At 73.4% G+C, this 25,578-nt stretch carries 21 protein-coding genes, 1 pseudogene and 1 riboswitch; of the genes and pseudogenes, 13 read left to right on the top strand and 9 right to left on the bottom strand.

The window, feature by feature from the left end; translation table 11 throughout:
* Nucleotides 1-38: 38 nt before the first annotated feature.
* The 3 genes from ABZ565_RS24930 to ABZ565_RS24920 all read right to left on the bottom strand — a co-directional run bounded on the left by ABZ565_RS24930 (nucleotide 39) and on the right by ABZ565_RS24920 (nucleotide 3,121).
* Nucleotides 39-830, bottom strand: coding sequence for an enoyl-CoA hydratase/isomerase family protein (locus tag ABZ565_RS24930; RefSeq protein ID WP_361030916.1), 792 nt, complete (start codon nucleotides 828-830; stop codon nucleotides 39-41).
* 152 nt (nucleotides 831-982) lie between these two features.
* Entirely contained in the window at nucleotides 983-1,204 is a 222-nt protein-coding gene (locus ABZ565_RS24925; protein WP_007263382.1) for a helix-turn-helix domain-containing protein, read from the bottom strand.
* A gap of 318 nt (nucleotides 1,205-1,522) precedes the next feature.
* Nucleotides 1,523-3,121 (bottom strand): ABC-F family ATP-binding cassette domain-containing protein, encoded by a 1,599-nt coding sequence (locus ABZ565_RS24920; RefSeq protein WP_361030913.1) that lies wholly within the window; start codon nucleotides 3,119-3,121, stop codon nucleotides 1,523-1,525.
* 245 nt (nucleotides 3,122-3,366) lie between these two features.
* On the opposite strand from ABZ565_RS24920, the gene ABZ565_RS24915 reads away from it, so the two are divergent.
* Both ABZ565_RS24915 and ABZ565_RS24910 read left to right on the top strand, forming a co-directional pair.
* A complete protein-coding gene (locus ABZ565_RS24915; RefSeq protein WP_361030910.1) occupies nucleotides 3,367-4,254 on the top strand; it encodes a neutral zinc metallopeptidase in 888 nt (295 codons plus the stop codon).
* A 105-nt stretch (nucleotides 4,255-4,359) separates the two neighbouring features.
* Nucleotides 4,360-4,767 carry a VOC family protein gene (locus ABZ565_RS24910; protein WP_361030907.1) on the top strand — a complete coding sequence of 136 codons (408 nt, stop codon included), beginning with the start codon at nucleotides 4,360-4,362 and terminating at the stop codon, nucleotides 4,765-4,767.
* A gap of 135 nt (nucleotides 4,768-4,902) precedes the next feature.
* Here the strand turns inward: ABZ565_RS24910 and ABZ565_RS24905 are convergent, their stop codons facing one another.
* The 3 genes from ABZ565_RS24905 to ABZ565_RS24895 form a co-directional block, all read right to left on the bottom strand.
* Complete coding sequence (locus tag ABZ565_RS24905) at nucleotides 4,903-6,207, bottom strand: hypothetical protein (protein ID WP_361031056.1); 1,305 nt, start codon at nucleotides 6,205-6,207, stop codon at nucleotides 4,903-4,905.
* Between the two features lie 184 nt (nucleotides 6,208-6,391).
* Nucleotides 6,392-7,519, bottom strand: a complete 1,128-nt coding sequence (locus tag ABZ565_RS24900) for a hypothetical protein (protein ID WP_361030905.1) — start codon at nucleotides 7,517-7,519, stop codon at nucleotides 6,392-6,394.
* 60 nt (nucleotides 7,520-7,579) lie between these two features.
* The gene (locus ABZ565_RS24895) at nucleotides 7,580-8,239 is read right to left on the bottom strand and encodes a class II aldolase/adducin family protein (RefSeq protein WP_361030903.1); all 660 of its coding nucleotides are present in this window, start codon (nucleotides 8,237-8,239) and stop codon (nucleotides 7,580-7,582) included.
* 143 nt (nucleotides 8,240-8,382) lie between these two features.
* Between ABZ565_RS24895 and ABZ565_RS24890 the strand changes: the two genes are divergently transcribed.
* From ABZ565_RS24890 to ABZ565_RS24860, 7 genes are all read left to right on the top strand, one after another.
* Complete coding sequence (locus ABZ565_RS24890) at nucleotides 8,383-9,654, top strand: inorganic phosphate transporter (RefSeq protein WP_361030900.1); 1,272 nt, start codon at nucleotides 8,383-8,385, stop codon at nucleotides 9,652-9,654.
* 32 nt (nucleotides 9,655-9,686) lie between these two features.
* Entirely contained in the window at nucleotides 9,687-9,920 is a 234-nt protein-coding gene (locus ABZ565_RS24885; RefSeq protein ID WP_361030897.1) for a hypothetical protein, read from the top strand.
* 145 nt (nucleotides 9,921-10,065) lie between these two features.
* Nucleotides 10,066-10,194, top strand: a riboswitch (cobalamin riboswitch).
* A gap of 119 nt (nucleotides 10,195-10,313) precedes the next feature.
* Nucleotides 10,314-11,318, top strand: coding sequence for a cobalamin biosynthesis protein (locus tag ABZ565_RS24880; protein ID WP_361030894.1), 1,005 nt, complete (start codon nucleotides 10,314-10,316; stop codon nucleotides 11,316-11,318).
* Nucleotides 11,315-12,868 carry a cobyric acid synthase gene (locus ABZ565_RS24875; RefSeq protein ID WP_361030891.1) on the top strand — a complete coding sequence of 518 codons (1,554 nt, stop codon included), beginning with the start codon at nucleotides 11,315-11,317 and terminating at the stop codon, nucleotides 12,866-12,868. Before ABZ565_RS24880 ends, ABZ565_RS24875 begins: the two co-directional genes overlap by 4 nt.
* The gene (locus tag ABZ565_RS24870; protein ID WP_361030888.1) at nucleotides 12,865-14,901 is read left to right on the top strand and encodes a putative cobaltochelatase; all 2,037 of its coding nucleotides are present in this window, start codon (nucleotides 12,865-12,867) and stop codon (nucleotides 14,899-14,901) included. Before ABZ565_RS24875 ends, ABZ565_RS24870 begins: the two co-directional genes overlap by 4 nt.
* Nucleotides 14,901-15,500 carry a cob(I)yrinic acid a,c-diamide adenosyltransferase gene (cobO, locus tag ABZ565_RS24865; RefSeq protein ID WP_361030885.1) on the top strand — a complete coding sequence of 200 codons (600 nt, stop codon included), beginning with the start codon at nucleotides 14,901-14,903 and terminating at the stop codon, nucleotides 15,498-15,500. Before ABZ565_RS24870 ends, cobO begins: the two co-directional genes overlap by 1 nt.
* Nucleotides 15,494-16,957 (top strand): cobyrinate a,c-diamide synthase, encoded by a 1,464-nt coding sequence (locus tag ABZ565_RS24860; RefSeq protein ID WP_361030882.1) that lies wholly within the window; start codon nucleotides 15,494-15,496, stop codon nucleotides 16,955-16,957. Before cobO ends, ABZ565_RS24860 begins: the two co-directional genes overlap by 7 nt.
* A gap of 14 nt (nucleotides 16,958-16,971) precedes the next feature.
* Here ABZ565_RS24860 and ABZ565_RS24855 read toward each other — a convergent pair whose 3' ends face one another.
* The gene (locus tag ABZ565_RS24855) at nucleotides 16,972-17,694 is read right to left on the bottom strand and encodes a ZIP family metal transporter (RefSeq protein ID WP_361030879.1); all 723 of its coding nucleotides are present in this window, start codon (nucleotides 17,692-17,694) and stop codon (nucleotides 16,972-16,974) included.
* A gap of 6 nt (nucleotides 17,695-17,700) precedes the next feature.
* On the opposite strand from ABZ565_RS24855, the pseudogene cobC reads away from it, so the two are divergent.
* Nucleotides 17,701-19,332, top strand: a pseudogene (cobC, locus tag ABZ565_RS24850) (Rv2231c family pyridoxal phosphate-dependent protein CobC).
* 249 nt (nucleotides 19,333-19,581) lie between these two features.
* Here cobC and ABZ565_RS24845 read toward each other — a convergent pair.
* Nucleotides 19,582-20,676, bottom strand: coding sequence for an SCO1860 family LAETG-anchored protein (locus ABZ565_RS24845; RefSeq protein ID WP_361030876.1), 1,095 nt, complete (start codon nucleotides 20,674-20,676; stop codon nucleotides 19,582-19,584).
* Nucleotides 20,677-21,000: 324 nt separating this feature from the next.
* Nucleotides 21,001-22,101 (bottom strand): amidohydrolase family protein, encoded by a 1,101-nt coding sequence (locus ABZ565_RS24840; RefSeq protein WP_361030873.1) that lies wholly within the window; start codon nucleotides 22,099-22,101, stop codon nucleotides 21,001-21,003.
* A gap of 133 nt (nucleotides 22,102-22,234) precedes the next feature.
* On the opposite strand from ABZ565_RS24840, the gene ABZ565_RS24835 reads away from it, so the two are divergent.
* The 3 genes from ABZ565_RS24835 (at nucleotide 22,235) to ectB (ending at nucleotide 25,536) form a co-directional block, all read left to right on the top strand.
* Nucleotides 22,235-23,341, top strand: a complete 1,107-nt coding sequence (locus ABZ565_RS24835) for an aminotransferase class V-fold PLP-dependent enzyme (RefSeq protein ID WP_361030870.1) — start codon at nucleotides 22,235-22,237, stop codon at nucleotides 23,339-23,341.
* A gap of 317 nt (nucleotides 23,342-23,658) precedes the next feature.
* Nucleotides 23,659-24,189, top strand: coding sequence for a diaminobutyrate acetyltransferase (ectA, locus tag ABZ565_RS24830; protein WP_361030868.1), 531 nt, complete (start codon nucleotides 23,659-23,661; stop codon nucleotides 24,187-24,189).
* Between the two features lie 84 nt (nucleotides 24,190-24,273).
* Nucleotides 24,274-25,536, top strand: coding sequence for a diaminobutyrate--2-oxoglutarate transaminase (gene ectB / locus ABZ565_RS24825; RefSeq protein WP_361030865.1), 1,263 nt, complete (start codon nucleotides 24,274-24,276; stop codon nucleotides 25,534-25,536).
* The last annotated feature ends 42 nt before the right edge of the window (nucleotides 25,537-25,578 follow it).

Below are 25,578 nucleotides of genomic sequence, written 5' to 3'. Positions count from 1 at the left end.
GGCCGGAGAGCGCCTTGCGGCTCCGGCCCGCCCGTACGTCAGCCGAGGGCTCCCGCCAGGTCGCGGAGGCGGCGGCCCTGCGCGGCCCGTTCGGCGGCGCGCTGCTCCTCGTACGTACGCGAGACGGCGCCGCCCAGCAGGGCCTTGGTCTCGATGACGGCGTCGCGCGGGGCGGCCAGCAGGGCACCCGCCAGGTCGCGCGCGGCGCCTTCGAGCTCGGCGGCGGGCACGACGAGGTTGGCCAGGCCGGTGCGCTCCGCCTCCTCGGCGTGGACGTAGCGGCCGGTGGCGCAGATCTCCAGCGCGCGGGCGTACCCGACGAGGTGCACCAGGGGGTGCGTGCCGGTGAGGTCGGGCACCAGGCCGAGGCTGGTCTCGCGCATGGCGAACTGGACGTCCTCGGCGACGATGCGCAGGTCACAGGCGAGCGCGAGCTGGAAGCCGGCACCGATGGCGTGGCCCTGGACGGCCGCGATCGACACGATGTCGTTGCGGCGCCACCAGGTGAACGCCTCCTGGTACTCGGCGATCAGCGCGTCGAGTTCGGCCTCCGGGCCGCGCCCCATGTCGAGGAAGGACGGCTCGCCGTCGAATCCCTCGGGGGTGAACGCCTGGCGGTCGAGTCCGGCGGAGAACGACACGCCTTCGGCGCGCAGCACGACGACCCGCACACTGCCGGGCAGAGCCCGTCCGGCCTCGGTCAACGCCCGCCACAGAGCGGGAGACTGGGCGTTGCGCTTCGCCGGGTTGGTGAGGGTCACCGTGGCAGCCGCGTCGTCGACGGTGAGTCGTACGCCGTCCTGGTCGAGCACGGAGTCGAGCGAGGTCATACGGGGCCTCCGGTTCGGGTGCAGTCAGCACATCGAGCTAAGTGACTGAACAGTAACCACCAGATCGGCCGTGCGGCCGACCGGGTGGGCGCACCCGGAACCAGGGGACTCCCGGGGCCGTCCCGTGACGTGCCCCGATCCACGGCCGGCCGTCAGGCCGCCGCGGCCTTCTTGCCTCGTGTGGCGCCGCCGCGTCCGCGGAGCGTCACTCCGGATTCGCTGAGCATCCGGTGGACGAATCCATAGGAGCGGCCCGTTTCCTCGGCCAGCGCCCGGATGCTCGCACCGGAGTCGTACTTCTTCTTCAGGTCTGCCGCGAGCTTGTCGCGCGCGGCGCCGGTCACCCGGCTGCCCTTCTTCAGAGTCTCGGCCACCCGTGCCTCCTCATGGGAAGTGCGCTCTGGACTCTCATGATCACCCCTCGGGCGCTTCCTGGCCACCCATTCGGCAAGGTCTCTGCGACCGGATTCGCGCCCCGCGAGTGCGCCGGTGCGACCGGAATGCCTCATTCCAACAGGTCGCGCGAGGTGTCGTGCGGGCGCCCGGGAAGGAACGTCCAGGTCAGGGCCCACGCGGGCCGGGGGGCGGACATGGGTGCGCCCGGCAGCTATCTGCCGGGCGCCGCGCCGAGGTATGAGACGTACTCACACAGATGACGGATCACGAGTAGGCCGAATGATCCGGGCCGGGGATCAGGCCAGCGCGACCAGGTCGCGGTAGTCCGCGCCCCACAGGTCTTCGATCCCGTCCGGGAGCAGGATGATCCGCTCGGGCTGAAGGGCCTCGACCGCGCCCTCGTCGTGCGTGACGAGAACGACCGCTCCCTTGTACGTGCGCAGCGCGCCGAGGATCTCCTCGCGGCTGGCCGGGTCCAGGTTGTTGGTGGGCTCGTCGAGCAGGAGCACATTGGCTGAGGAGACGACCAGCGTCGCCAGGGCCAGGCGGGTCTTCTCGCCGCCGGAGAGCACCCCGGCCGGCTTGTCCACGTCGTCCCCGGAGAACAGGAACGAGCCGAGCGTCTTGCGGACGGCGACGAGGTCCAGGTCGGGCGCGGCGGAGCGCATGTTCTCCAGGACCGTACGGTCCGGGTCCAGGGTCTCGTGCTCCTGGGCGTAGTAGCCCAGCTTGAGGCCGTGGCCCTCCACGACGCGGCCGGTGTCGGGCTTCTCGGCGCCGCCGAGGAGCCGCAGCAGCGTGGTCTTGCCGGCGCCGTTGAGGCCGAGGATGACGACGCGGGAGCCCTTGTCGATGGCCAGGTCGACGTCGGTGAAGATCTCCAGCGAGCCGTAGGACTTGGAGAGCCCTTCCGCCATCAGGGGCGTCTTGCCGCACGGCGACGGGTCGGGGAAGCGCAGCTTGGCGACCTTGTCGGCGACGCGGACCTCGTCGAGGCCGGACAGCAGCCGGTCGGCGCGCTTGGCCATGTTCTGCGCGGCGACCGTCTTGGTCGCCTTGGCGCGCATCTTGTCCGCCTGCGCGTTGAGGGCGGCGGCCTTCTTCTCGGCGTTCTGGCGCTCGCGCTTGCGGCGCTTCTCGTCGGCCTCGCGCTGCTGCTGGTAGAGCTTCCAGCCCATGTTGTAGACGTCGATCTGCGAGCGGTTGGCGTCGAGGTAGAAGACCTTGTTGACGACCGTCTCGACCAGCTCGACGTCGTGGGAGATCACGACGAAGCCGCCGCGGTAGGACTTGAGGTAGTCGCGCAGCCAGACGATCGAGTCCGCGTCGAGGTGGTTGGTCGGCTCGTCCAGGAGCAGCGTATCGGCGTCCGAGAAGAGGATGCGGGCCAGCTCGACGCGGCGGCGCTGACCGCCGGAGAGTGTGTGCAGCGGCTGGCCGAGCACCCGGTCGGGCAGGCTGAGCGCGGCGGCGATGGTGGCGGCCTCGGCCTCGGCGGCGTAACCGCCCTTGGTGAGGAACTCCGTCTCCAGGCGCTCGTACTTCTTCATCGCCTTCTCGCGGGTGGCGCCCTTGCCGTTCGCCATCCGGTCCTCGTTCTCCCGCATCTTGCGCAGGATCTCGTCCAGCCCGCGGGCGGACAGGACCCGGTCCCTGGCCAGGACGTCGAGGTCACCGGTGCGCGGGTCCTGCGGGAGGTAGCCCACCTCACCGGAGCGGGTGATGGTGCCGGCGGCGGGGGTTCCCTCGCCCGCGAGGCACTTGGTGAGGGTGGTCTTGCCCGCTCCGTTGCGGCCGACGAGGCCGATGCGGTCGCCCTTGGCGATGCGGAAGCTGGCGGATTCGATGAGCAGACGGGCGCCGGCGCGCAGCTCGATGCCGGAGGCGGTGATCACGGGGAGGTACTCCAGGGCGGAAGGAAGGGCGGAGGAACGACGGGTGGTGACGGATCGACGCCGTTACTCACGCACACGCACAAGGAGAACTGCCATGGAAACCAGTCTACTGGCGGTGTCCAACGACTTTTCCGCATGCTCCCGCGCCGGTGGGCCCGCACGGGTACGGGATGTGAACAGGGCATTACGGGGCGTATGGCCGGATACTCGGCGCAGGGACCGTGATCCGTGGCGGAGGGTGAGCGATGCAGTTCGACGACGACGCCGGTCTGGACACCTCGGAGGTCAGGGACGTACGCGGCAGCCGCGTCCCGGGTGGCCGGGCCACCGTGGGCGGTGGCATCGCCGGGGTGATCGCGCTGATCCTGGGGCTGTTCTTCGGGGTGGGCCCCGATCAGCTCGGGCTCTCGTCGGGCGACTCGCCGACGGCGACCGCGTCCTCGGCGGGGCAGGTGGCGCGGGAGTGCCGGACCGGGCGGGACGCCAACACCAAGGACGACTGCCGGATCGTCGCGGTGGTCAACAGCGTGCAGGACTACTGGGGACAGGAGTTCACCCGGCGCGACGCGGAGTACGCCACGGCGCGGACCGTCCTGTTCACCGACCGGGTCGGCACGGCCTGCGGCTCCGCGACCTCCGCCGTGGGGCCGTTCTACTGCCCCGGTGACCGGCAGGTCTACCTCGACCTGGGGTTCTTCGACGAGCTGCGGACGAAGTTCGGGTCGAGCGGCGGGCCGTTCGCCCAGGCGTACGTCGTCGCCCACGAGTACGGGCACCACGTGCAGAACCAGATGGGGACGCTGGGCCGGGCCCAGGACGGGCGGACCGGCGAGAACAGCAATGCGGTCGGGGTCGAGCTCCAGGCCGACTGCTACGCGGGGGTCTGGGCGCACCACGCGACGACCACGCCCGACGAGTCGACCGGGCGACCCCTGATCACCGAGGTCACCCGGGCGGACATCCGGGACGGCCTGGACGCGGCGGCGTCGGTCGGGGACGACCGGATCCAGGAGCGGTTCCAGGGCCGGGTCACACCCGAGTCCTGGACGCACGGGTCCGCCGCGCAGCGGCAGGAGTGGTTCACCACGGGGTTCCGGAGCGGGGACATGGGGGACTGCGACACGTTCCGCTGAGACGTTGTCGCCGAGGCGTTGTCAGTGGTCGGTGCGAGACTGGTCCGTGACGTGAATCACATGCACGGAAGCTGTGCGACAGCTGTACGGAAGGGGCTGAGTGCGATGGCGGGGACGGGTGTGGCGACGGTGTATCCGACGCTCCTCTACGACGACGCGAAGGGCGCGATCCGGTTGCTGACGGAGGGGCTGGGGTTCGTCGCGGAGGCGGTGCACGAGGGGGACGACGGGTCGGTGGTGCATGCGGAGCTGTCGTGCGGGAACGGCAGGGTGATGCTGGGGTCCCGTGGGCGGGAGGGGGTGTTCGCGCGGGCGATGGCGGGGGCCGGTCCTGCGGGGGTCTATGTGGTGGTGGACGAGGTGGACGCGCACTATGCGCGGGCGGTTGAGCACGGGGTGGAGATCCTGATGCCGCCTACGGACCAGGACTACGGATCGCGGGACTACATGGCGCGGGACGGGGAGGGCAACGTGTGGAGCTTCGGCACGTATGCGCCGGGGGCGGCGGGCTGAGGCCGGGGGCGCCTGCGTCGGGCCTTGCCCCCTACCCGCCCCTTCCCGAAACCGGGGCTCCGCCCCGGACCCCGCGCCCCAAACGCCGGCGGGGCTGGAAGTGAGGAGCGGGGGTACGGGGGCAGCGCCCCCGCGTTACGAGCCGCCCGTGTGGACCTGGAAGGCCGCCTTGCGGACCGCCTTGGCCAGGGCCGGGTCCGGGTGGGCTGCGGCCAGGGCCACCAGGACCTGGACCGTGCGGGGGTGGCCGACGGCCCGGACCTCGTCCAGGAGGGCCGGGACCGTGCCCTGGACCGCCGAGTCGAGGTGGCGGACCAGGAGGCCCGTCTCACCGTGGTCCGCGACCGCCGCCGCCGTGTCGACCCAGAGCCACGTGGCTTCCTCGCGGCTGAGGACCTCCTGAGCGTCCTCGGGGTCCGTACCGTCGTACTCGGCGAGCCAGAGCAGCGCGTACGGGCGCAGCGACGGGTCGGTCACGACGGCCCGGACCTCGGGCTCGGCGGGGGCGCCGACGACGCGCAGGGCCTCGAAGGCCAGGCCGCGCAGGAGGGCGTCCTCGCCGCGGGCGACGTCGAGGAGTTCGGCGACGGCGCTGCCGACGGGGCGGGCGGCCAGCCAGGCGCGGTATTCGGCGCGGGCGGGGCCGGGGGTGAGGCGGGCGCAGCCGAGGAGCATGTCGGCGGCGGCCTGCTCGATGTTGCCGGCGGGGCTCTGGGCGGCGACGCAGATCTGTTCCAGCTTGACCCAGACCGCCCAGTTGCCGAGCGGGGTCAGCGTGGCCTGGCCCGGGCCGAGGGTGAGCGCCCCGACGTCGGCCAGGCCCTCCAGGGCCCAGTCGAGCAGGCGGGCGACGAGGGCCGGCGGGTGGGCGGTGGGGGCCGGTTCGGCGGGGGCCGGCAGCGGCTCGGGGCCGTACGGCACCTCGCAGCGCTCCTCGTGGAGCTCCGCGACGCGCTGGCCGAGGAGGTCGAGGAGGGCGGGCACGGTGACCGGCCCGGCCGAGAGCTGGAGCAGCGAGAGGACCTGGGGCACGGCCTCGACGGCCTCGGCGACGGCGGTGGACTCGACACCCCGGGGCGCGGGGTGGACGAGCGACCAGGCGTCGAAGAGGGCGACCCAGCCGCGCAGCACCGCGGAGTCGTCCCGGTCCCAGGCGCGCAGCCGCCAGCCGGGCCGTGCGGTGTCGCCGTGGAGTTCGACCAGTCCGGCGAGCCGGGCGCGGTCCCAGCCGGAGCGCACCTGCTCCGGGGAGATGTCCAGCGCGGCGGCGGCGTGTTCGAGGGCGGCCGGCGGCGTGGTGCCGGGGGCCGCCCCGTCGGCCGCCCAGCGGGCGATCCGTACGGCGTCGGCGAGGACCGTCCTGGCCTGACGGGCCAGCTCCGCCCGGGGTGGGGTGCCCTCGGGCGGGCGCGGCGCGGGCCTGGTGCGCCGGGTGGTCACGGCCCTTCGGGCGGTGGTGAGGGGTCGCGGGCGGACAAGACGCAGCCTGGAGTCGCGCGGGGTACGGGACGTCACGGGAGCAGTCTTGCCCCTGACGGCCCGAAAGCCCAAACGGAACCTGGGTCACCGGCGTTGACGGGCCCGCGCACCGGCGGGGACCAATCGGCCGAACCGGCGCATCACCTCACATCAGGGGCGTGAGGAAGCGGCGCAGGGTCTCCTCGTAGTGGGCCGGGTCGGCGTTCCACATCGCCGCATGCGGAGCGTGGTCCACGGTGTGCAGGGAGACGAGGTCGGGGCGGGCGGCGGCGAGCCGGCGGGAGTGGATCCAGGGGGCCAGGGTGTCGTCGGGGCCGTGGAGGACGAGCGTCGGGACGTGCAGGGTCAGGGGGACCGAGGTGTCCAGGAGCCCGGTGCCGTGGAGTCCGGTCTGCCCCTGGGCGGCGCGTACCGCCAGCGGCAGCAGCGCGGCGGGGACCCCGCGTGCGGCGGCGAGGCCGCGCAGGGTGTCGGTCCAGTCCAGCACGGGCGAGTCGAGGACGAGGCCGGAGATCCGGTCGCGGAGCGCGGAGCCCGCGCAGGCGTGCAGCGCCATGGACGCGCCGGTGGACCAGCCGTACAGGATGACCTGCTCGGCGCCGTTGCGGACGGCGAAGCGGATAGCGGCGTCCAGGTCGCGCCACTCGGACTCGCCGAGGTGGCCGAGCCCGTCCGGGGAGCGGGGGGCGCCCGGGTCGCCGCGGTAGGCGAGGTCGAGCACGGGGAGCTGCCGGCCGTGCAGGAAGTCCAGGAGGTTGAGGGGATGCTCGCGGGTGGCGCCGATGCCGTGGACGGTGATGACCCAGGTGCGGCGGGGAGCCGGGACGTACCAGGCGGGCAGTTCGCCCAGCTCGCCGGGGATCCGCACCTCGCGGAAGGCCAGGCCGAGCGCGCTGCCGGGGTCGCCGCTGTACACCTGGGGCGTGAGGCGGACCTTGTCGCCGGGGGCGAGGACGCCGAGGTCGACGCGTTCCAGCCGGCGCACGACGGTGTCGGCGGCCTGGTGGGCGCGGTCGAGCACGGGGCCGACGACGGCGTGGACGTCCTTGCCGGTCAGCCCGTACGTGCCGGGGCGCAGCGAGGTGAGGGACCGGGTCAGGGTGACCTGCCCGGCGGCCGTCGCGTGGACGGTGAGTTCGCGGTCGGCGGGGAGCGGTCGTCCGGGCGGCGTCCTGAGGGCGACGTCGCCCGCGAACCGGCCGGCCGCGACCGCTGCCGCGCCGGCGCCGATGAGTGTGGTGACGGCTGCTGCCGTCGCGGTAACCGGGCGCACCCCCACAGTGTCGGGGCCGGGGCGGCGCGATGCCAGTGGGCAGGGCCGTCCGGTGCCGACTCAGCCTTGCTGCCCGTACCCCTTCAGCGCTTCCAGGACCTCCCCGAGCCGGTCCTCCGACAGCAGGGCCGGGGTGCGGCCGGGTACGGCGCTCGCGGTGAGCCAGACGTGGCAGAGCCATTCGAGCTGGGCGGTGCGGTCGTACGCCTCGTCGAGGGTGGCGCCGTAGGTGACGGTGCCGTGGTTGGCGAGCAGGCAGCCGGTGCGGTCGCGGAGGGCGGTGAGCATGTGCGCGGCCAGTTCGGGGGTGCCGTACCGGGCGTAGGGGGCGACGCGGACCGTGCCGCCGAGCATCGCGGCGGCGTAGTGGACCGGGGGGACCTCCGTGACGAGGGTGGAGACGGCCGTGGCGTGGACCGCGTGGGTGTGCACGACGGCCCTCGCGTCGGTATTCCGGTAGACGGCGAGATGGAGGGGAAGTTCGCTGGTGGGGGTGAGTGTCCCGAAGGTCTGGTTGCCTTCCGGATCGACGCCGGTCAGGTCCCCGGGACCCAGCCGGTCGTACGGCACTCCGCTGGGGGTGACCAGCACCGTGTCGCCGACCCGCAGCGAGACGTTTCCGGAGGTTCCGACGACCAGTCCCTCGGCCGCCGTGCGGCGCGCCGCGGCGACGACGTCCTCCCATCCCCGGGCGATCGCCTCGTGCTCTCGGTCACTCATACGAAGATCCTTTCCGGCCCCGCCCCGGGCGCCGCCCGGCCACCGCGCCGGGGGTCACCGCAGCGCCCTGTTCAGTTCATCTTCCGTTCACTCAAGTTGCCTACGTTCCACGTGCCAATGACGTCGAACGATTGCCTGGGTAAATGGAACACATCACGCTGCTGCTCGCGATAGTGATCGTGACAGCTCTAGTGTTCGATTTCACGAACGGTTTCCACGACACCGCCAACGCGATGGCCACGACCATCTCGACCGGCGCACTCAAACCCAAGACGGCGGTCGCGATGTCCGCCGTTCTCAATCTGGTCGGCGCGTTCCTGTCCGTGGAGGTCGCCAAGACGATCTCCGGCGGGATCGTCAACGAGGACGGCCTCAGAACCGAGGTCATCTTCGCGGCGCTCGTCGGCGCCATCCTGTGGAATCTTCTGACCTGGCTGGTCGGGCTCCCGTCCAGCTCCTCCCACGCACTGTTCGGCGGCCTCATCGGCGCCGCGGTGATGTCCGCCGGCTGGTCGTCGGTCGACGGCGGCACCGTCGTCACCAAGGTGCTGCTGCCCGCCGTCGCCGCCCCGATCGTGGCCGGTGTGGCCGCGCTCCTGGCCACCCGGCTCACGTACCGGATCGGCGGGAAGATCCGGAACGACGCCCAGGAGAAGGCGACCGCCAAGGGCTACCGGGCGGGGCAGATCGCCTCGGCCGGACTCGTCTCGCTCGCCCACGGCACCAACGACGCGCAGAAGACCATGGGCATCATCACCCTCGCCCTGGTCACCGGCGGCGTCCTCTCCCCCGGCTCCAACCCGCCGGTCTGGGTCATCGTCAGCGCCGGCCTGGCCATCGCGCTCGGCACGTACCTCGGCGGCTGGCGCATCATCCGCACCATGGGCAGCGGCCTGACCGAGCTGAAGCCCCCGCAGGGCTTCGCCGCCCAGACCAGCGCGGCCACCGTCATCCTGGCCTCCTCGCACCTCGGCTTCTCCCTCTCCACCACGCAGTCCTGCTCCGGGGCCGTGATGGGCGCGGGCCTCGGCCGTGCCGGGGGCGTGGTCCGCTGGTCCACCGCCACCCGGATGTTCGTCGCCTGGGGCCTGACCCTGCCGGCCGCCGGTCTGGTCGGCGCGGGTGCCGAGTTCCTGACGAAGCAGGGCACCTGGGGTGTCGTGGTCGTCGCGGCCCTCCTGATCGCCGGGTCCGGGGCGATCTGGGTGCTCTCGCGCCGCAAACCCGTCGGCCACGGCGATGTCGCGCCCGGCACCGAGGACGCGGCCCCCGCCGAGCCCGCCGGTGTCGTCACCCAGGCCATCGCGGCCGTGAGCCCGCCGCCCACCGTGGCCCAGGCGCACGACCTCGCCGCCACCATTCCGGCGCCCGCCGGTCCCGTCGCCGCCGATCCGGCCCGACCCGCCACGGTCTGACAGACCCCGGTACTCCGGTAAGGACACCCCGTATGAACATCGACTGGGCAGCTCTGGGCACCGTCTTCGGCGTCTCCCTCATCACCACCGTCGCCCTGGTGGGCCTCTTCACCCTGGGGATCGCCGGCCTCTCCAAGCAGCCGGAGCCGGCCGCCGGGGGCGGTCAGGCGGGCTCCTCGCTCCTGCTGGCGCGCGCCGGGGCGTACGTCTGCTTCGGGCTGTGCGCGGCGGCGGTCGCGTACGGCATCTATCTGATCGTCGCCTGACGCACCACCTCTCCCCCGGGCCGGACGCACCTCGTGCGCGTCCGGCCCGCTGTGTGTCCGCCCACACCGTGCCGCCGCAGGTCAACGGCGAGTTGACGGGCGTTCGCGGGGCGTGGTGGACTGCCGGAGCCATTACGGCGACAGCAGAGGAAGCCGGTGCGAATCCGGCGCGGTCCCGCCACTGTCACCGGGGAGCGGTCCCCACCGCACGTCACGGCCCGCGCGAGCGGGCTGGAAGACCGGGGAATCCGCCGATCCGGAAGCCAGGAGACTCTTGTCGCCGTCACGTCGAACCAGGGCGCGGACCCTGAGTGAGGACATATCGCCATGCCCGGCTGCCGTGCGACCTCCCCACAGCCCCTGTCGGCAGCCTCTGGTACGGCCGGCTGAACCGTGCGTGCCGATCGCATCTTCGCGTACGGCGCCACCGCCGGCCTGATCGCCGACCTGCTGCTCGGTGACCCCCGCAGGGGGCACCCGGTCGCCGCCTTCGGGCGGGCCGCCGCGGCCGTCGAGGACCGGCTCTGGCGCGACCACCGCGGCCGGGGCGCCCTGCACACCCTGATCTGCGCCGGGGGCGCCGCCGGGAGCGCCGCGCTCGCCGCCCACGCCCTGCGCCGCCGTCCCGCCGCCTCCGTGGCCCTGACCGCCGCCGCCACCTGGTCCGTCGTCGGCGGTACGTCGCTGGGGCGCGAGGCCCGGGCCATCGGCGGGGCGCTCGCCGCCGGTGACATCGAGCGCGCCCGGGAGCGGCTGCCGCACCTGTGCGGGCGCGACCCGCAGGCGCTGGACGGCCCCGGGATCGCACGCGCCGTCGTGGAGTCCGTCGCCGAGAACACCTCGGACGCCGTGGTCGGCGCCCTCGTCTGGGGCGCCCTCGCCGGTGTCCCCGGGCTCGTCGGCTTCCGCGCCGCCAACACGCTCGACGCGATGGTCGGCCACAAGTCGCCCCGCTACCTGCGGTACGGCTGGGCGTCGGCCCGGCTGGACGACCTCGCGGGCTGGCCCGGCGCCCGGCTCACCGCCCTGCTCGCCGTGGCCTCCGGCGGCCGCCCCCGGGAGGCGGTACGGGCCTGGCGGGCCGACGCCGCGAAGCACCCGAGCCCCAACGCGGGGCCCGTGGAGGCCGCGTTCGCCGGGGCGCTCGGCGTACGGCTGGGCGGGACCCTCGCGTACGGGGGGCGCGTCGAGCACCGGCCCGTGCTCAACGGGGAGGCGGGCCGTGCCGTGGAGACCGGGGACATCGCGCGTGCCGTGCGGCTCTCACGCCGGGTGGGCGTGCTCGCCCTCGGCGTCGGCGTGGCCGCCCGGCTGGGCGCGGGAGCGGTCGCGCGCCGGATCCCGGGACGGACCGGGGGACCTCAAGGACCTCGTACCTCTGGACGGAGAGCGATATGAGCGGCGGACTGCTGGTCGCCGGGACCACATCGGACGCGGGCAAGAGCGTCGTCACGGCGGGCATCTGCCGCTGGCTGGTGCGCCGGGGCGTGAAGGCCGCCCCGTTCAAGGCGCAGAACATGTCGCTGAACTCCTTCGTCACCCGCGAGGGCGCCGAGATCGGCCGGGCCCAGGCGATGCAGGCCCAGGCCGCCCGCGTCGAGCCGACCGCCCTGATGAACCCGGTGCTGCTCAAGCCCGGCGGCGACCGCTCCAGCCAGGTCGTCCTGATGGGGCGGCCGGTCGGCGAGATGAGCGCCCGCGGCTACCACGGCGGGCGGCAGGAACAACTGCTGTCCACCGTCACGGACTGCCTGGAGCAGCTGCGCGGCACGTACGACGCGGTGATCTGCGAGGGCGCGGGGTCGCCCGCCGAGATCAACCTGCGCCGCACGGACATCGTGAACATGGGCATCGCCCGGGCGGCGCGCTTCCCGGTCGTGGTGGTCGGGGACATCGACCGGGGCGGGGTCTTCGCCTCGTTCTTCGGCACGACCGCGCTGCTCGCGCCCGAGGACCAGGAGCTGATCGCGGGGTACCTGGTCAACAAGTTCCGGGGGGACGTCTCGCTGCTGGAGCCGGGCCTGGACATGCTCCACGATCTGACGGGCCGTCCTACGTACGGGGTGCTGCCCTTCGCGCACGGGCTCGGCATCGACGAGGAGGACGGCCTGCGGGTGTCGTTGCGCGGGACCGTACGCGAGTCGGCGGTCGCCCCGCCGCACGGCGAGGACGTCCTGCGCGTCGCCGTCTGCGCGGTCCCGCTGATGTCGAACTTCACCGATGTGGACGCGCTCGCCGCCGAACCGGGCGTCGTCGTGCGGTTCGTGGACCGGGCCGAGGAGCTGGCCGACGCCGACCTCGTCGTCGTGCCGGGCACCCGGGGCACCGTGAAGGCACTCGCCTGGCTGCGCGAACGCGGGCTCGCCGACGCGCTGCGGCGGCGCGCCGCCGAGGGCCGGCCGGTGCTCGGGATCTGCGGCGGCTACCAGATCCTCGGCGAGCACATCGAGGACGACGTCGAGTCGCGCGCCGGGCGGGTCGACGCGCTCGGCCTGCTGCCCGTGCGCGTCCGCTTCGACCGCGAGAAGACGCTCGCCCGGCCGTCCGGCGAGGCGCTCGGCGCGCCCGTCGAGGGGTACGAGATCCATCATGGCGTCGCCGAAGTGGGCGGCGGGGAGCCGTTCCTGACCGACGGTCGCGGCGCCCCGCTGGACGGCTGCCGCTCGGGGGCGGTGTGGGGGACGCACTGGCACGGTTCGCTGGAGAGCGACGCGTTCCGCCGCCGGTTCCTGACGGAGGTCGCCCGGCTCACCGGCCGCCGCTTCGTGCCCGCGCCCGACACCTGCTTCGCCGGCCTGCGCGAGGAACAGCTCGACCGCCTCGGCGACCTGATCGAGGAACACGCGGACACGGACGCGCTGTGGCGGCTCATCGAGTCGGGCGCGCCGTCCGGTCTGCCGTTCATCCCGCCGGGAGCGCCCGCCACCCCCGTCAAGGAGGCCCTGTGAGTACGCCTTACCCCTTCACCGCCATCGTCGGCCAGGACGACCTGCGGCTCGGGCTGCTGCTCAACGCGGTCAGCCCGGCCGTGGGCGGGGTCCTGGTCCGTGGTGAGAAGGGCACCGCCAAGTCGACCGCCGTGCGCGCGCTGGCCGCGCTGATGCCGGAGGTCTCCGTCGTGCCGGGATGCCGCTTCTCGTGCGACCCCGCCGCCCCCGATCCGGCGTGTCCGGACGGCCCGCACGAGGACGCCTCCGGCGTGTCGCGGGCGGCGCGGACCGTGGAGCTGCCGGTCGGCGCCTCCGAGGACCGGCTCGTCGGGGCGCTCGACATCGAACGGGCCCTCGCGGAGGGCGTCAAAGCCTTCGAGCCGGGGCTGCTCGCGGACGCGCACCGCGGAATCCTGTACGTGGACGAGGTCAACCTCCTCCACGACCACCTGGTCGACCTCTTGTTGGACGCCGCGGCCATGGGCGCCTCGTACGTGGAGCGCGAGGGCGTCTCCGTACGGCACGCGGCGCGGTTCCTGCTCGTCGGGACGATGAACCCGGAAGAGGGCGAGCTGCGGCCCCAGTTGCTCGACCGGTTCGGGCTCACCGTCGAGGTCGCGGCCTCCCGGGAGACCGACCTGCGGGTGGAGGTGGTGCGGCGGCGGCTCGCGTACGAGGACGACCCTGCCGGGTTCGCCGCGCGCTGGGCCGGTGAGGAGGCGGAGCTGCGGGACCGGATCACGGCCGCGCGGGCGCTGCTGCCCGAAGTGGTGCTCGGCGACAAGGCGTTGCGGCAGATCGCGGCGACCTGCGCGGCGTTCGAGGTCGACGGGATGCGCGCGGACATCGTGATGGCCAGGACCGCGACCGCGCTGGCCGCGTGGGCGGGGCGCACCGACGTACTCGCCGAGGACGTCCGTCAGGCGGCGCTGCTCGCGCTCCCCCACCGGCGCCGGCGGAACCCCTTCGACGCGCCGGGTCTCGACGAGGACAAGCTGGACGACACGCTGGAGCGGAACGGCGGCGGGGACGACGAGCCGGAACCGGACGGGCCCGGTGGCGGAGGTGACGGCGGGGGCGGCGGCGGGCTGCCGCCGCAGGGGGACGGGCCCGACACGCCGCCCCGGCCCGAGGGCGGGGCCGACGACACGCCCGGGCAGCCGGAGCCGGGGGCGCCCGTGCCCGGGCAGGGCGGTGAGCAGCGGCCCGTACGGGCCGGTGAGCCGTTCCGCACGAAGATGCTCAGCGTGCCCGGTCTCGGCGAGGGCGCGGCGGGGCGGCGGTCCCGGGCGCGCACCGAACACGGGCGGACGACGGGTTCGCGGCGGCCCGAGGGGGCACTGACCAAGCTGCATCTGGCCGCGACGGTCCTGGCCGCCGCCCCGCACCAGCGGGCGCGGGGCCGGTCCGGGCGGGGCCTCGTGGTGCGGCGGGACGATCTGCGGCAGGCGACGCGGGAGGGGCGCGAGGGCAACCTCGTGCTGTTCGTCGTGGACGCCTCCGGGTCGATGGCCGCCCGGCAGCGCATGGGCGCCGTGAAGGGCGCGGTGCTGTCCCTGCTGATGGACGCCTACCAGCGGCGCGACAAGGTCGGTCTCGTCACCTTCCGGGGCCGGGACGCGGAGGTGGCCCTGCCGCCGACCTCGTCGGTGGACGCGGCGGCGGCCCGGCTCGCATCGCTGCCGACCGGCGGGCGGACCCCGGTGGCCGCCGGGCTGCTGAAGGCGCACGACGTGCTGCGGGTGGAGCGGCTGCGCGACCCGTCCCGGCGGGCCCTGCTGGTCGTGGTGACGGACGGCCGGGCGACCGGCGGCCCGGACCCGGTGGCGCTGGCCGCGCGGGCCGCCCGGCTGCACGCGGCCGAGGGCACGGCGTCGGTCGTCGTGGACTGCGAGGCGGGTCCCGTACGCCTGGGGCTCGCGGCCGGCCTCGCCGCCGATCTGGGCGGCAAGGCCGTCACGCTGGACGAGCTGCGCGCCGAATCGATCGCCGGGCTGGTCAAGGACGTCCGGGGCGCGGGCCTCGGGCACACCGACAGGAGGGTCGCGTAATGCCGCAGGGACAGCCGGAGAGCGTGCCGGACGACGGACTCACCACCCGGCAGCGGCGCAACCGGCCGCTGCTGATGGTGCACACCGGCGTCGGCAAGGGGAAGTCGACCGCGGCCTTCGGGCTCGCGCTGCGCGCCTGGAACCAGGGGTGGCCCATCGGGGTCTTCCAGTTCGTCAAGTCGGCGAAGTGGAAGGTCGGCGAGGAGAACGCGCTGAAGGTCCTCGGCGCGAGCGGCGAGGGCGGGTCCGTCGCCTGGCACAAGATGGGCGAGGGCTGGTCCTGGGTCCAGCGCGACGACCAGACGGACAACGAGGCGAAGGCCCGCGAGGGCTGGGAGCAGGTCAAGCGCGACCTGGCCGCCGAGACGTACCGGCTGTACGTGCTGGACGAGTTCGCCTATCCCCTGCACTGGGGGTGGATCGACACCGACGAGGTCGTCTCGGTGCTGCGCGACCGCCCCGGTACGCAGCACGTGGTGATCACCGGCCGCAACGCGCCCGCCGCCCTGCTGGACGCGGCGGATCTGGTCACGGACATGTCGAAGGTCAAGCACCCGATGGACGCCGGGCAGAAGGGCCAGAGGGGCATCGAGTGGTGAATGTCCCCCGCCTCGTCGTCGCCGCGCCCTCGTCCGGGAGCGGCAAGACCACCGTCGCCACGGGGCTGATGGCCGCGTTCGCCGCGCGCGGGCTCGCCGTGTCCGGGCACAAGGTGGGCCCCGACTACATCGACCCCGGCTTCCACACGCTCGCGACCGGGCGCCCCGGGCGCAATCTCGACGCGTACATGTGCGGGCCCGAGCTGATCGCTCCGCTGTTCGCGCACGGCGCGCGGGGGTGCGGGCTGGCCGTCGTCGAGGGCGTGATGGGCCTGTACGACGGGGCATCGGGGCTCGGTGAGCTGGCGTCCACCGCGCATGTGGCGAAGCTGCTGCGGGCGCCGGTGGTGCTCGTCGTGGACGCGTCCTCGCAGTCGCGGTCGGTGGCGGCGCTGGTGCACGGGTTCGCGTCCTGGGACGCGGAGGTGCGGATCGGCGGGGTGATCCTCAACAAGGTGGGGTCCGACCGGCACGAGGCGTTGTTGCGGGAGGCGTTGGAGGAGTCGGGGGTGCCGGTGCTCGGTGCCCTGCGGCGGGCGGAGGGGGTTTCCGTGCCGTCGCGGCATCTTGGGCTGGTGCCGGTGGCCGAGCGGCGGGGCGATGCGGTGGCCGCTGTCGCGGCCATGGGGGGGCAGGTTGCGGCTGGGTGTGACCTGGAGGGGTTGTTGGCTTTGGCGCGGTCGGCGCCCGCGTTGCCGGGTGGGGGGGTATGGGATGCGGGGGTTGCTGTTGCCGGGAGCGTTCCCCACCCCGCCCCTTCCCGTAACCGGGGCTCCGCTCCTCAAGCGCCGGAGGGGCTGGGTGGGGCGGCAGGTCTGGGTGGAGCGCCGCGGGAGCTGGTTGGGGCGGCCGGTGTGAGGCCTGTTGTTGCCGTTGCTGGTGGGGCCGCTTTTACGTTTTCGTACGCCGAGAACACCGAGCTTCTTGCCGCTGCCGGGGCCGACGTCGTTTCGTTTGATCCCTTGCGGGATGAGGCGTTGCCGCTCGGGACTCGGGGCGTCGTCATCGGGGGTGGGTTCCCCGAGGTGTACGCCCCCGAGTTGTCGGCCAATGAAGCCTTGCGGAAGGCCGTGGCCGAGTTGGCGCTCTCGGGGGCGCCGGTGGCTGCCGAGTGTGCCGGGCTGCTGTATCTGGCGCGGTCCCTGGACGGGCTGCCGATGTGCGGGGTGCTCGACGCCGACGCGCGGATGACCAAGCGGCTGACGCTCGGGTACCGGGACGCCGTGGCGCTCAGCGACAACGTGCTGGCACCCGCCGGGGCGCGGATGCGGGGGCACGAGTTCCACCGGACCGTCATCGAGCCCGGCGCGGGCGACGAGCCCGCCTGGGGCATGCACCGGCCCGAGCGGCGCGTGGAGGGGTTCGTCAGGGGGAACGTACACGCGAGTTACCTGCACACGCACTGGGCCGCGTCGCCCGGCACCGCCGCACGGTTCGTCGAGCGGTGCCGGGGGTGAACGCGGCGGCGGGGTCACTGCGCGAGGCCCACCACCAGCCAGATGAAGCACACTCCGGCCACCGTGCACAGCAGCGTGGAACGGGCCGGGTGGTCGTGGTGGGCCTCGGGCAGGATCTCGGCGGCGGCGAGGTAGAGGAGCGCGCCGCCGAAGAAGCCGAGATAGCAGCCGAGCAGTTCCTCCGGCAGGGTGAACAGCAGCGTCGTCGCCGCCCCGACCACGGGCGCCGCCGCGTCCGCGAAGAGCATCGTGAGGGCCCTGCGGCGGGCGTTCCCGTACAGGCTGGTGATCGTGTACGTGTTGAAGCCGTCCGCGAAGTCGTGCGTGATCACGGCGAGCGCGACGGCCGTACCCATCCCGCCGCCGACCTGGAAGGCCGCGCCGAGCGCCACCCCGTCCATCAGGCTGTGGCCGACCATCGCGGCCGCCGCCGTGAGCCCGACCTGCGGGACCCGCTCCTCGGCCGCCCCGTGCGCCGCCTGGCGCACCGCGAGCAGCCGCTCCACCAGGTGGGCGACGAGGAAGCCGCCGACGAACAGCAGCAGCGCCGCCGGAACGCCGAAGACCAGGCCGCCCGCCGCCTCCACCGCCTCGGGCAGCAGGTCCAGGCCGACCACGCCGAGCATCAGCCCGCCGGCCAGACCGAGGACCAGGTGGCGGCGGTCGCTGACGCGCTGGGCGACCCAGCCGCCCGCCAGGGTCATCAGGAACGCGCCGAGCGCGACGAACACCGCCATGGCCTCTTGCTAGCCGATGCACCCCGCTCCGCGCATCTCGGCGCGCTCGTCGTCGGCGTCGGTGCCTCCCGGGGCGTCTCCGCCGACGAGGTGGCCGGGCTCGTTCTGGAGGTGCTGCGGGACGCGGGGCTCACGGAGATCGCGGAGTTGGTCACCGTGACGGCGAAGGCCCGTGAGCCGGGGCTGCTGGCCGCCGCCGCCCGGCTCGGGGTCCCGCTGCGCGCGTACCCGGCGGACGTGCTCGCCCGGGTCCTCGTCCCGCACCCCTCCGGCGCGGCGCTCGCAGCCCTCGGCACCCCCTCGGTGGCCGAGGCCGCCGCCCTCGCCGGCGGGGGTCAACTCCTCGTACCCAAAAGGAAGTCACGGCCGCACGGCGGACGCCCGTCGATGGCCACCTGCGCGGTCGCGCGCCGGCCCGTCGGGAGCGTTGCGTGAAACGTCGGGACCGTTGCGTGAAACAGGGTGCGGGGCGCATAGTCATCCTGCCGGAGTCCACCCAGGCCACGGCGCACACCCCCACATCACACCCCCACCACGGCGGTCATGCACACTCCCACTGAGAGTCCCGACGCGACAGGCTCGGGCACCCACGATCTGCGTCACCACGGAGACGCGGAAGTACGCGGACGGGGCCGGGATCTGACCGATCTCGCCGTCAACGTACGGGCCGGCACCCCACCGGCCTGGCTGAAGGAGCGCATAGCCGGCTCCCTGGGCACGCTCGCCGCGTATCCGGACGGCCGTGAGGCCCGCGAGGCCGTCGCCGCGCGGCACGGACTTCCGCCCGAGCGCGTCCTGTTGACGGCGGGCGCGGCGGAGGCGTTCGTCCTGATCGCCCGTGCGCTGCCCGCCCGGCGGCCGTACGTGGTGCACCCTCAGTTCACCGAGCCGGAGGCGGCGCTGCGCGCGGCCGGGCACGAGGTGGGGCGGGTGCTGCTGCGGGCCGAGGACGACTTCCGGCTCGACCCGGCGGACGTGCCCGACGACGCCGACCTGGTGGTCGTCGGCAACCCGACCAATCCGACGTCCGTCCTCCACCCCGCAGCCGCCCTCGAACGCCTGGCGCGTCCCGGGCGGACCCTGGTGGTGGACGAAGCGTTCATGGACGCGGTGCCGGGCGAACGCGAGGCCCTGTGCGGGCGTACGGACATCCCCGGGCTCGTCGTCCTGCGCAGCCTCACCAAGACCTGGGGGCTCGCCGGGCTGCGCATCGGCTACGTGGCGGCCGCCCCGGAGACGATCCGCACCCTGGAGGAGGCTCAGCCACTGTGGCCGGTGTCGTCGCCCGCACTCGCGGCGGCGGAGGCGTGCGTGGAACCCCGGGCGCTGGCGGAGGCCGCCGGCGCGGCGGACCGGGTCGTGGTGGACCGGGCCCATCTGGTGGCCGGGCTGCGGGAGTTCTCGGAGGTCCGGGTGGTGGAGCCGGCCGAGGGGCCCTTCGTGCTCATCCGCCTCGACGGGGCCGCCGAGATAAGGGAGCGGCTGCGGATGCTGGGGTTCGCGGCGCGGCGAGGAGATACGTTTCCGGGGCTCGGGGACGGCTGGCTGCGGCTGGCGGTACGCGACCGGACGACGACCAACCGCTTCCTCCAGGCGCTGGACCTGGCGCTCCAGGCGTTGACGGTCGCGGGGCGGTAGACCGGCGCTCCGGACTGGGGGCGGTGCTGCGGGAAGCGGGCGGCGCTCCGGTTCGTGATCGGTGCTCTGGTCTGCGAGCGCCGTTCCGACAGGAGAGCGGCGCTCGCAGCCTTGGGGTACCACTCGGGGCACCAGCCCAGTAAGCGAGCGGCGCTCACAAGTCGGGGCGCCGATCCCATGGGTGAGCGGTGCTCCCCCCTCGGAGCACCGCTCACCACCCCCTCCCCCGGGGTTCCTCCCCTCGGGCCGTCAGCCTCGGGCGCCTCGGGCGCGGCGCCGGGTCAGGACCATGGCGCCCGCGCCGGCCGCCAGCAGCAGGGCCGCGCCGCCCGCGATGTACGGGGCGCTGGAGCTGCTGCCCGTCTCGGCCAGGTCCGCGCCGGTGGCGGCCGGCGCCTGGTCCGTGCCCGTCTGGGTCTTCACGTCGCCGCCGCCCCCGGTGGTGCCGGCCTTGTCGCCGCCGCCCGTGGAGCCGCCGTTCCCGGAGCCGCCGTCGGTCGCACCGCCGCTCCCGGAGCCGCCGTCCGTCGAACCGCCCCCGGTCGCGCCGCCGTTGCCGTTGCCCCCGTTGCCGTTGCCCCCGTTGTCGCCGCCCCCGTTGTCGCCGCCGCCCGAGTGGCCGCCGTGGCCCTTCGGGGTTTCGCAGGTCGCCTCCGCGAGCGTGACCTCGCCCTTGACGTCCGCGACGTTCAGCGCGCCCGGATTGACCGACACCTTCAGGCGCAGCGCCACCGCCGCGGCCGTGCGCGAGGTGGTCTCCGTCTTGGAGAGGTCGAGCGTCACCTCGCCGACATGCGGCACCGCCACCCGCGTGGTGCCGCCGGCGGTGAGCGTGACGCGCTTGCCGAGGACCGACACGTGCCCGAGCACGTGGGACTCGGCGACCGGCCGGCTGCCCACCGCGCAGACCGCCTTGGAGGTGACCTTCTCCACCTCGATCAGCGGGAACACCGTGAGCCCGGGGAGGCCCACCCGCGCCCTGGCGAGGTTGCTGTAGCCGGCCGCCCGGTGCTTGTCGGCGGTGGCCTTCGCGGTGGCCACGTCCGCCTTCAGGACACTGAGCGGCTTTCCGTGGTCCACGCCGTCGAGCCGCACGCTGAGCGCGGTCTCCTCGGCGCTGCGCGGTGCCCGCACCTCGTTGAGGGTGACCTTCAACGGCACGTCGACCGTCTTGTTGAGGAGGGAGACGTCGAGTGCGGTACGGAGCACGACCGCGCTCGCCTTCCCGTCGCCGCCTGCCGTGGTGGTCGTCGCCGGGGCGGCATGGGCCGGGACCGCGACCAGCAGGGCGACGGGAGCGGCGGCGACCGCCAGGGCGGCGAGGCGGAAGGTGTTGCTGTTCAAGATGGTGGAACCCCCACAGGAGACATGGAGCCACCGGCGCGCCGTCCAATGGGGGACATCGCGGGCACCGGTGGCCTCGACTCCGTGAATCTTTACGCACAGAGGGTGAACTGGCGGACACCTGACGCCAGTTCACTCCAAAGGGGGGTTTCCGTGCCTGTATTCGAATATTCCGGCACGCGCGTTCCTCGGGTTCACCCGTTTCAATGAGCGCCAGGGCGTTTCGGACCGCGCGAGGGCGGCCCGTAACGTCCGCTCTCCGCATGCGCGAAGGAGGTTCAACGAGCGGGCCGCCCTCCGGTCACTGCTGGTCAACGCGGTGTGTCAGCCGATCACGCGCCCGTTCAGGACGACCCGGCGCGGCCCGGCCAGCACCCGCACGTCCGCCCGTGGGTCCTCGTCGTACACCACGAGGTCGGCCGGCGCCCCCTCCTCCAGGCCGGGCCTGCCGAGCCAGGCCCTCGCCCCCCAGGTCGTCGCGGACAGCGCCTCCAGGGCCGGGATGCCCGCCTTGACCAGCTCCGCGACCTCGTCGGCCACCAGGCCGTGCGCCAGGACCCCGCCCGCGTCGGTGCCGACGAAGACCGGCACCCCGGCGTCGTAGGCGGCGCGCACGGTGTCGTAACGGCGTTCGTGGAGCCGGCGCATATGGGCGGACCAGCGCGGGAACTTCGCCTCGCCGCTCTGCGCGAGCGAGGGGAAGGTGGCGATGTTGACCAGCGTGGGGACGATCGCCACACCGCGCTCCGCGAAGAGCGGGATGGTGTCCTCGGTCAGGCCCGTGGCGTGCTCGACGCAGTCGATCCCGGCCTCCACCAAGTCGCGCAGCGAGTCCTCCGCGAAGCAGTGCGCGGTGACGCGGGCGCCCAGCCGGTGCGCCTCCGCGATGGCCGCCTCGACCGCCTCGCGCGGCCAGAGCGCCGTCAGGTCGCCCACCTCGCGGTCGATCCAGTCGCCGACGAGCTTCACCCAGCCGTCGCCCCGGCGCGCCTCCCGGGCGACGTAGGCGACGAGCTCGTCGGGCTCGATCTCCCAGGCGTAGTTACGGGTGTAGCGGCGCGGCCGGGCGATGTGGCGGCCGGCCCGGATGATCTTCGGCAGGTCCTCGCGGTCGTCGATCCACCGGGTGTCGGCGGGCGAGCCCGCGTCGCGCAGGAGCAGCGCCCCGGCCCCCCGGTCGTCCAGGGCCTGCTTCTCGCTGGTCGCGGCGTCGACGGCGCCGTGGTGGTCGAGCCCGACGTGGCAGTGGGCGTCGACCAGGCCGGGCAGGGCCCAGCCGGTGACGGTGACGGCGTCGTCCGCGCCGGGCGGCCGCTCGTAGGTGATCCGGCCGCCGACCGCCCAGAGCTCGTCCCTGACCTCCTCGGGTCCGGCGAGCACCCGCCCCTTCACATGCAGCACCCGCGATGCCTCGTGATCACTCATGCACAGCACTGTACGAGGGGCCCACCGCGTGCGACATGCCCTGTCCCGGCCCGTCCGGAGGGTGCTGGGTACTCTCGGAGGCGCCCGGTCAGCAGGCCGGAGCCCGCCGACCGAAACCGAAGAGAGCACCGCCGTGACGCACCCCTTCCTCGACCTCGCTCCGCTGACCGCCGCGCACTTCGCGGCGATCGAGCGGCGGGTGGCCGGTCTGCTGGCCACCGAGCAGGACGTCGTCATCATGCAGGGCGAGGCGCTGCTGCCCCTGGAGGGCTGCATCCGGGGCGGCGCCCGGCCCGGTTCGACGGCGCTGAACGTCGTGACCGGCCCCTACGGGCAGACCTTCGGGAACTGGCTGCGCGACTGCGGGGCCGAGGTCGTGGACCTGGAGGTGCCGTTCCACACGGCCGTCACCGCGGAGCAGGTCGCCGAGGCGCTGGCCGCGCACCCGGAGATCGACTTCGTCTCCCTGGTCCATGCCGAGGCGGCGACCGGGAACACCAACCCGGTCGCGGAGATCGGCGAGGTGGTGCGGGCGCACGGCGCGCTGTTCATGCTGGACGCGGTCGCCTCGGTGGGCGCCGAGCCGCTGCTGCCGGACGCCTGGGGCGTGGACCTGTGCGTGATCGGGGCGCAGAAGGCGATGGGCGGGCCCGCCGGGGTCTCGGCGGTGTCGGTGAGCGCGCGGGCCTGGGAGCGGATCGCCGCCAACCCGCAGGCGCCGCGCCGGTCCTACCTGTCGCTCCTCGACTGGAAGGAGCGCTGGATCGACGGAGGCCGCAAGGCGCTGCTGCACGCCCCGGCCCAGCTGGAGATGCTGGCCCTGGAAGCGTGCGTGGAGCGGATCGAGGCGGAGGGCCCTGACGCGGTGATGGCCCGTCACGCGGCGGCCGCGGCCGCCACCCGGGCCGGTGCGGTGGCGCTGGGCGGCGGCCTGACCCCGTACGTCCACGAGGCACGGGACGCGGCGCCGGTGGCGACCACGCTGCGCACGCCCGAGGGTGTGGACGCCTCCGAGCTGGTGGCGCGGGCGCTCGCGGGCGAGCCCTCGCTGCCGCTGATCGCGGGCGGGGGCGCGCTGGCCGAGGAAATGATCCGGGTCAATCACTACGGGGTGGATGCGACGCGGGGCGCGGTGCTCTCCTCGCTCGCGGCTCTGGGGTCGGCGCTGGCCGAAACCGGCCGGCAGGTCGATCTGGAGGCTGCCCGGAAGGCCGTTTCGGAAACCTGGCCCAGCGCATAAAAGCGCGTCCGGCAACAATGCGGGGAGCTGCCTGAATCAGAGCAGCTCCCCGCATTCTTATGCCCGCTTCTCCCTGGGTTAAACGCCCCAGTTATCAAGCTGTATCGAGAGCCCATTTCGCTTGTGTGTGGAGAGAGTTATGGCCTTGTGACCGACTCCACACAGTCGGAGATTTGCCCGATAAATACCGGACAGAACGACAGAAAACGAAGGCGACTCGCGCTGGTGCGCGCACCCGCCTGATAACACAGACGCCTGCCTCACCCAACCCCTTCCGTCGATGCAATTTAGAAAGTTGCTGGGTAAATTCAAATGCCATGACCGCCGCACCAGCAGATTTTGCAAGTGCCCGAAGCGAATTCCTTACGATCGACACGCCACGAGTGGAGGACGGGGCCGCGATCTGGCGCATCGCCCGCGACTCCGAGGTCCTGGACCTCAACTCCTCGTACAGCTACCTGCTGTGGTGTCGTGACTTCGCGGCGACCTCCGTGGTCGCCCGTGACGAGACCGGCTCCCCGGTCGCCTTCGTGACGGGGTACATCAGGCCGGACCGTCCCGAGACGCTCGTCGTCTGGCAGGTGGCCGTCGACCACAGCCACCGCGGTACGGGCCTGGCGGCGAAGCTGCTGGACTCCCTGACCGCGCGGGTCGCCGCCGAACAGGGCCTCGCCTCGGTCGAGACGACCGTGACCCCCGACAACACCGCATCGGACCGCCTGTTCACCTCCTACGCGCAGCGCCACGACGTGGCCCTGGAGCGCGAGGTGCTCTTCGACGGCGGACTGTTCCCCGAAGGCACCCATCTGCCGGAAGTGCTGTACCGCATCGGCCCGTTCCACGCCTGAGCACGCACTCCCCCGCCGGGCCGACGGCCCGCCGCAGCTTCCTTCAACGCCGCCCGTCACACCACCTCACGCAGGAGACCCGCTGTGACCATCACCCCGCCCGCCCTCAGTGTCTTCGAGACCCTCGAGTCCGAGGTCCGGAGCTACTGCCGCGGCTGGCCCGCCGTGTTCGACCGCGCCCAGGGCGCCCGGCTGACCGACGAGGACGGCCACTCGTACCTGGACTTCTTCGCCGGCGCGGGCTCGCTCAACTACGGCCACAACAACCCGGTGCTCAAGCGCGCGCTGATCGACTACATCGAACGCGACGGCATCACGCACGGCCTCGACATGGCGACCACCGCCAAACGGGCCTTCCTGGACACCTTCCAGAACGTCGTGCTGCGCCCCCGCGACCTTCCGTACAAGGTGATGTTCCCCGGCCCGACGGGCACCAACGCCGTCGAGGCGGCGCTGAAGCTGGCCCGTAAGGTCAAGGGGCGCGAGTCCGTCGTCTCGTTCACCAACGCCTTCCACGGCATGTCGCTCGGCTCGCTGGCCGTGACCGGCAACGCGTTCAAGCGGGCCGGTGCCGGCATCCCCCTGGTGCACGGCACGCCGATGCCGTTCGACAACTACTTCGACGGTCAGGTCCCCGACTTCCTCTGGTTCGAGCGGCTGCTGGAGGACCAGGGCTCCGGGCTCAACCACCCGGCCGCCGTGATCGTGGAGACCGTCCAGGGCGAGGGCGGCATCAACGTGGCCCGCGCCGAGTGGCTGCGCGCGCTCCAGGAGCTGTGCCACCGCCAGGACATGCTGCTGATCGTCGACGACATCCAGATGGGCTGCGGCCGTACCGGCGGCTTCTTCTCCTTCGAGGAGGCCGGCATCACGCCGGACATCGTGACGCTGTCGAAGTCCATCAGCGGCTACGGACTGCCCATGTCGCTCTGCCTGTTCAAGCCGGAGCTGGACGTCTGGGAGCCGGGCGAGCACAACGGCACCTTCCGCGGCAACAACCCCGCGTTCGTCACCGCCGCCGCCGCGCTGGACGCCTACTGGGCCGACGGCCAGATGGAGAAGCAGACGCTCGCCCGCGGCGAGCAGGTCGAGCAGACGATGCTGGCCATCTGCGGCGAGCACGAGAGCGCCCGGTTCCGGGGCCGCGGCCTGGTCTGGGGCCTGGAGTTCGAGGACCCGGCGCGCGCCTCCGCGGTCTGCGCCCGTGCCTTCCGGCTGGGGCTGCTGCTGGAGACCTCCGGCCCGCAGAGCGAGGTCGTGAAGCTGCTGCCGCCGCTCACCATCACGCCCGAGGTGCTGGACGAAGGGCTGCGCACGCTGGCCCGTGCCGTCCGCGAGACCGCCTGACGGTCCGGACCGCACACCTCACCTTCGTAGAGAGAAAGGCAT

This window comes from Streptomyces sp. NPDC016469 (assembly GCF_040632905.1).
In the GTDB taxonomy this organism is placed as follows: Bacteria; Actinomycetota; Actinomycetes; order Streptomycetales; family Streptomycetaceae; genus Streptomyces.
This window is presented reverse-complemented; position numbering and strand designations above follow the sequence as displayed.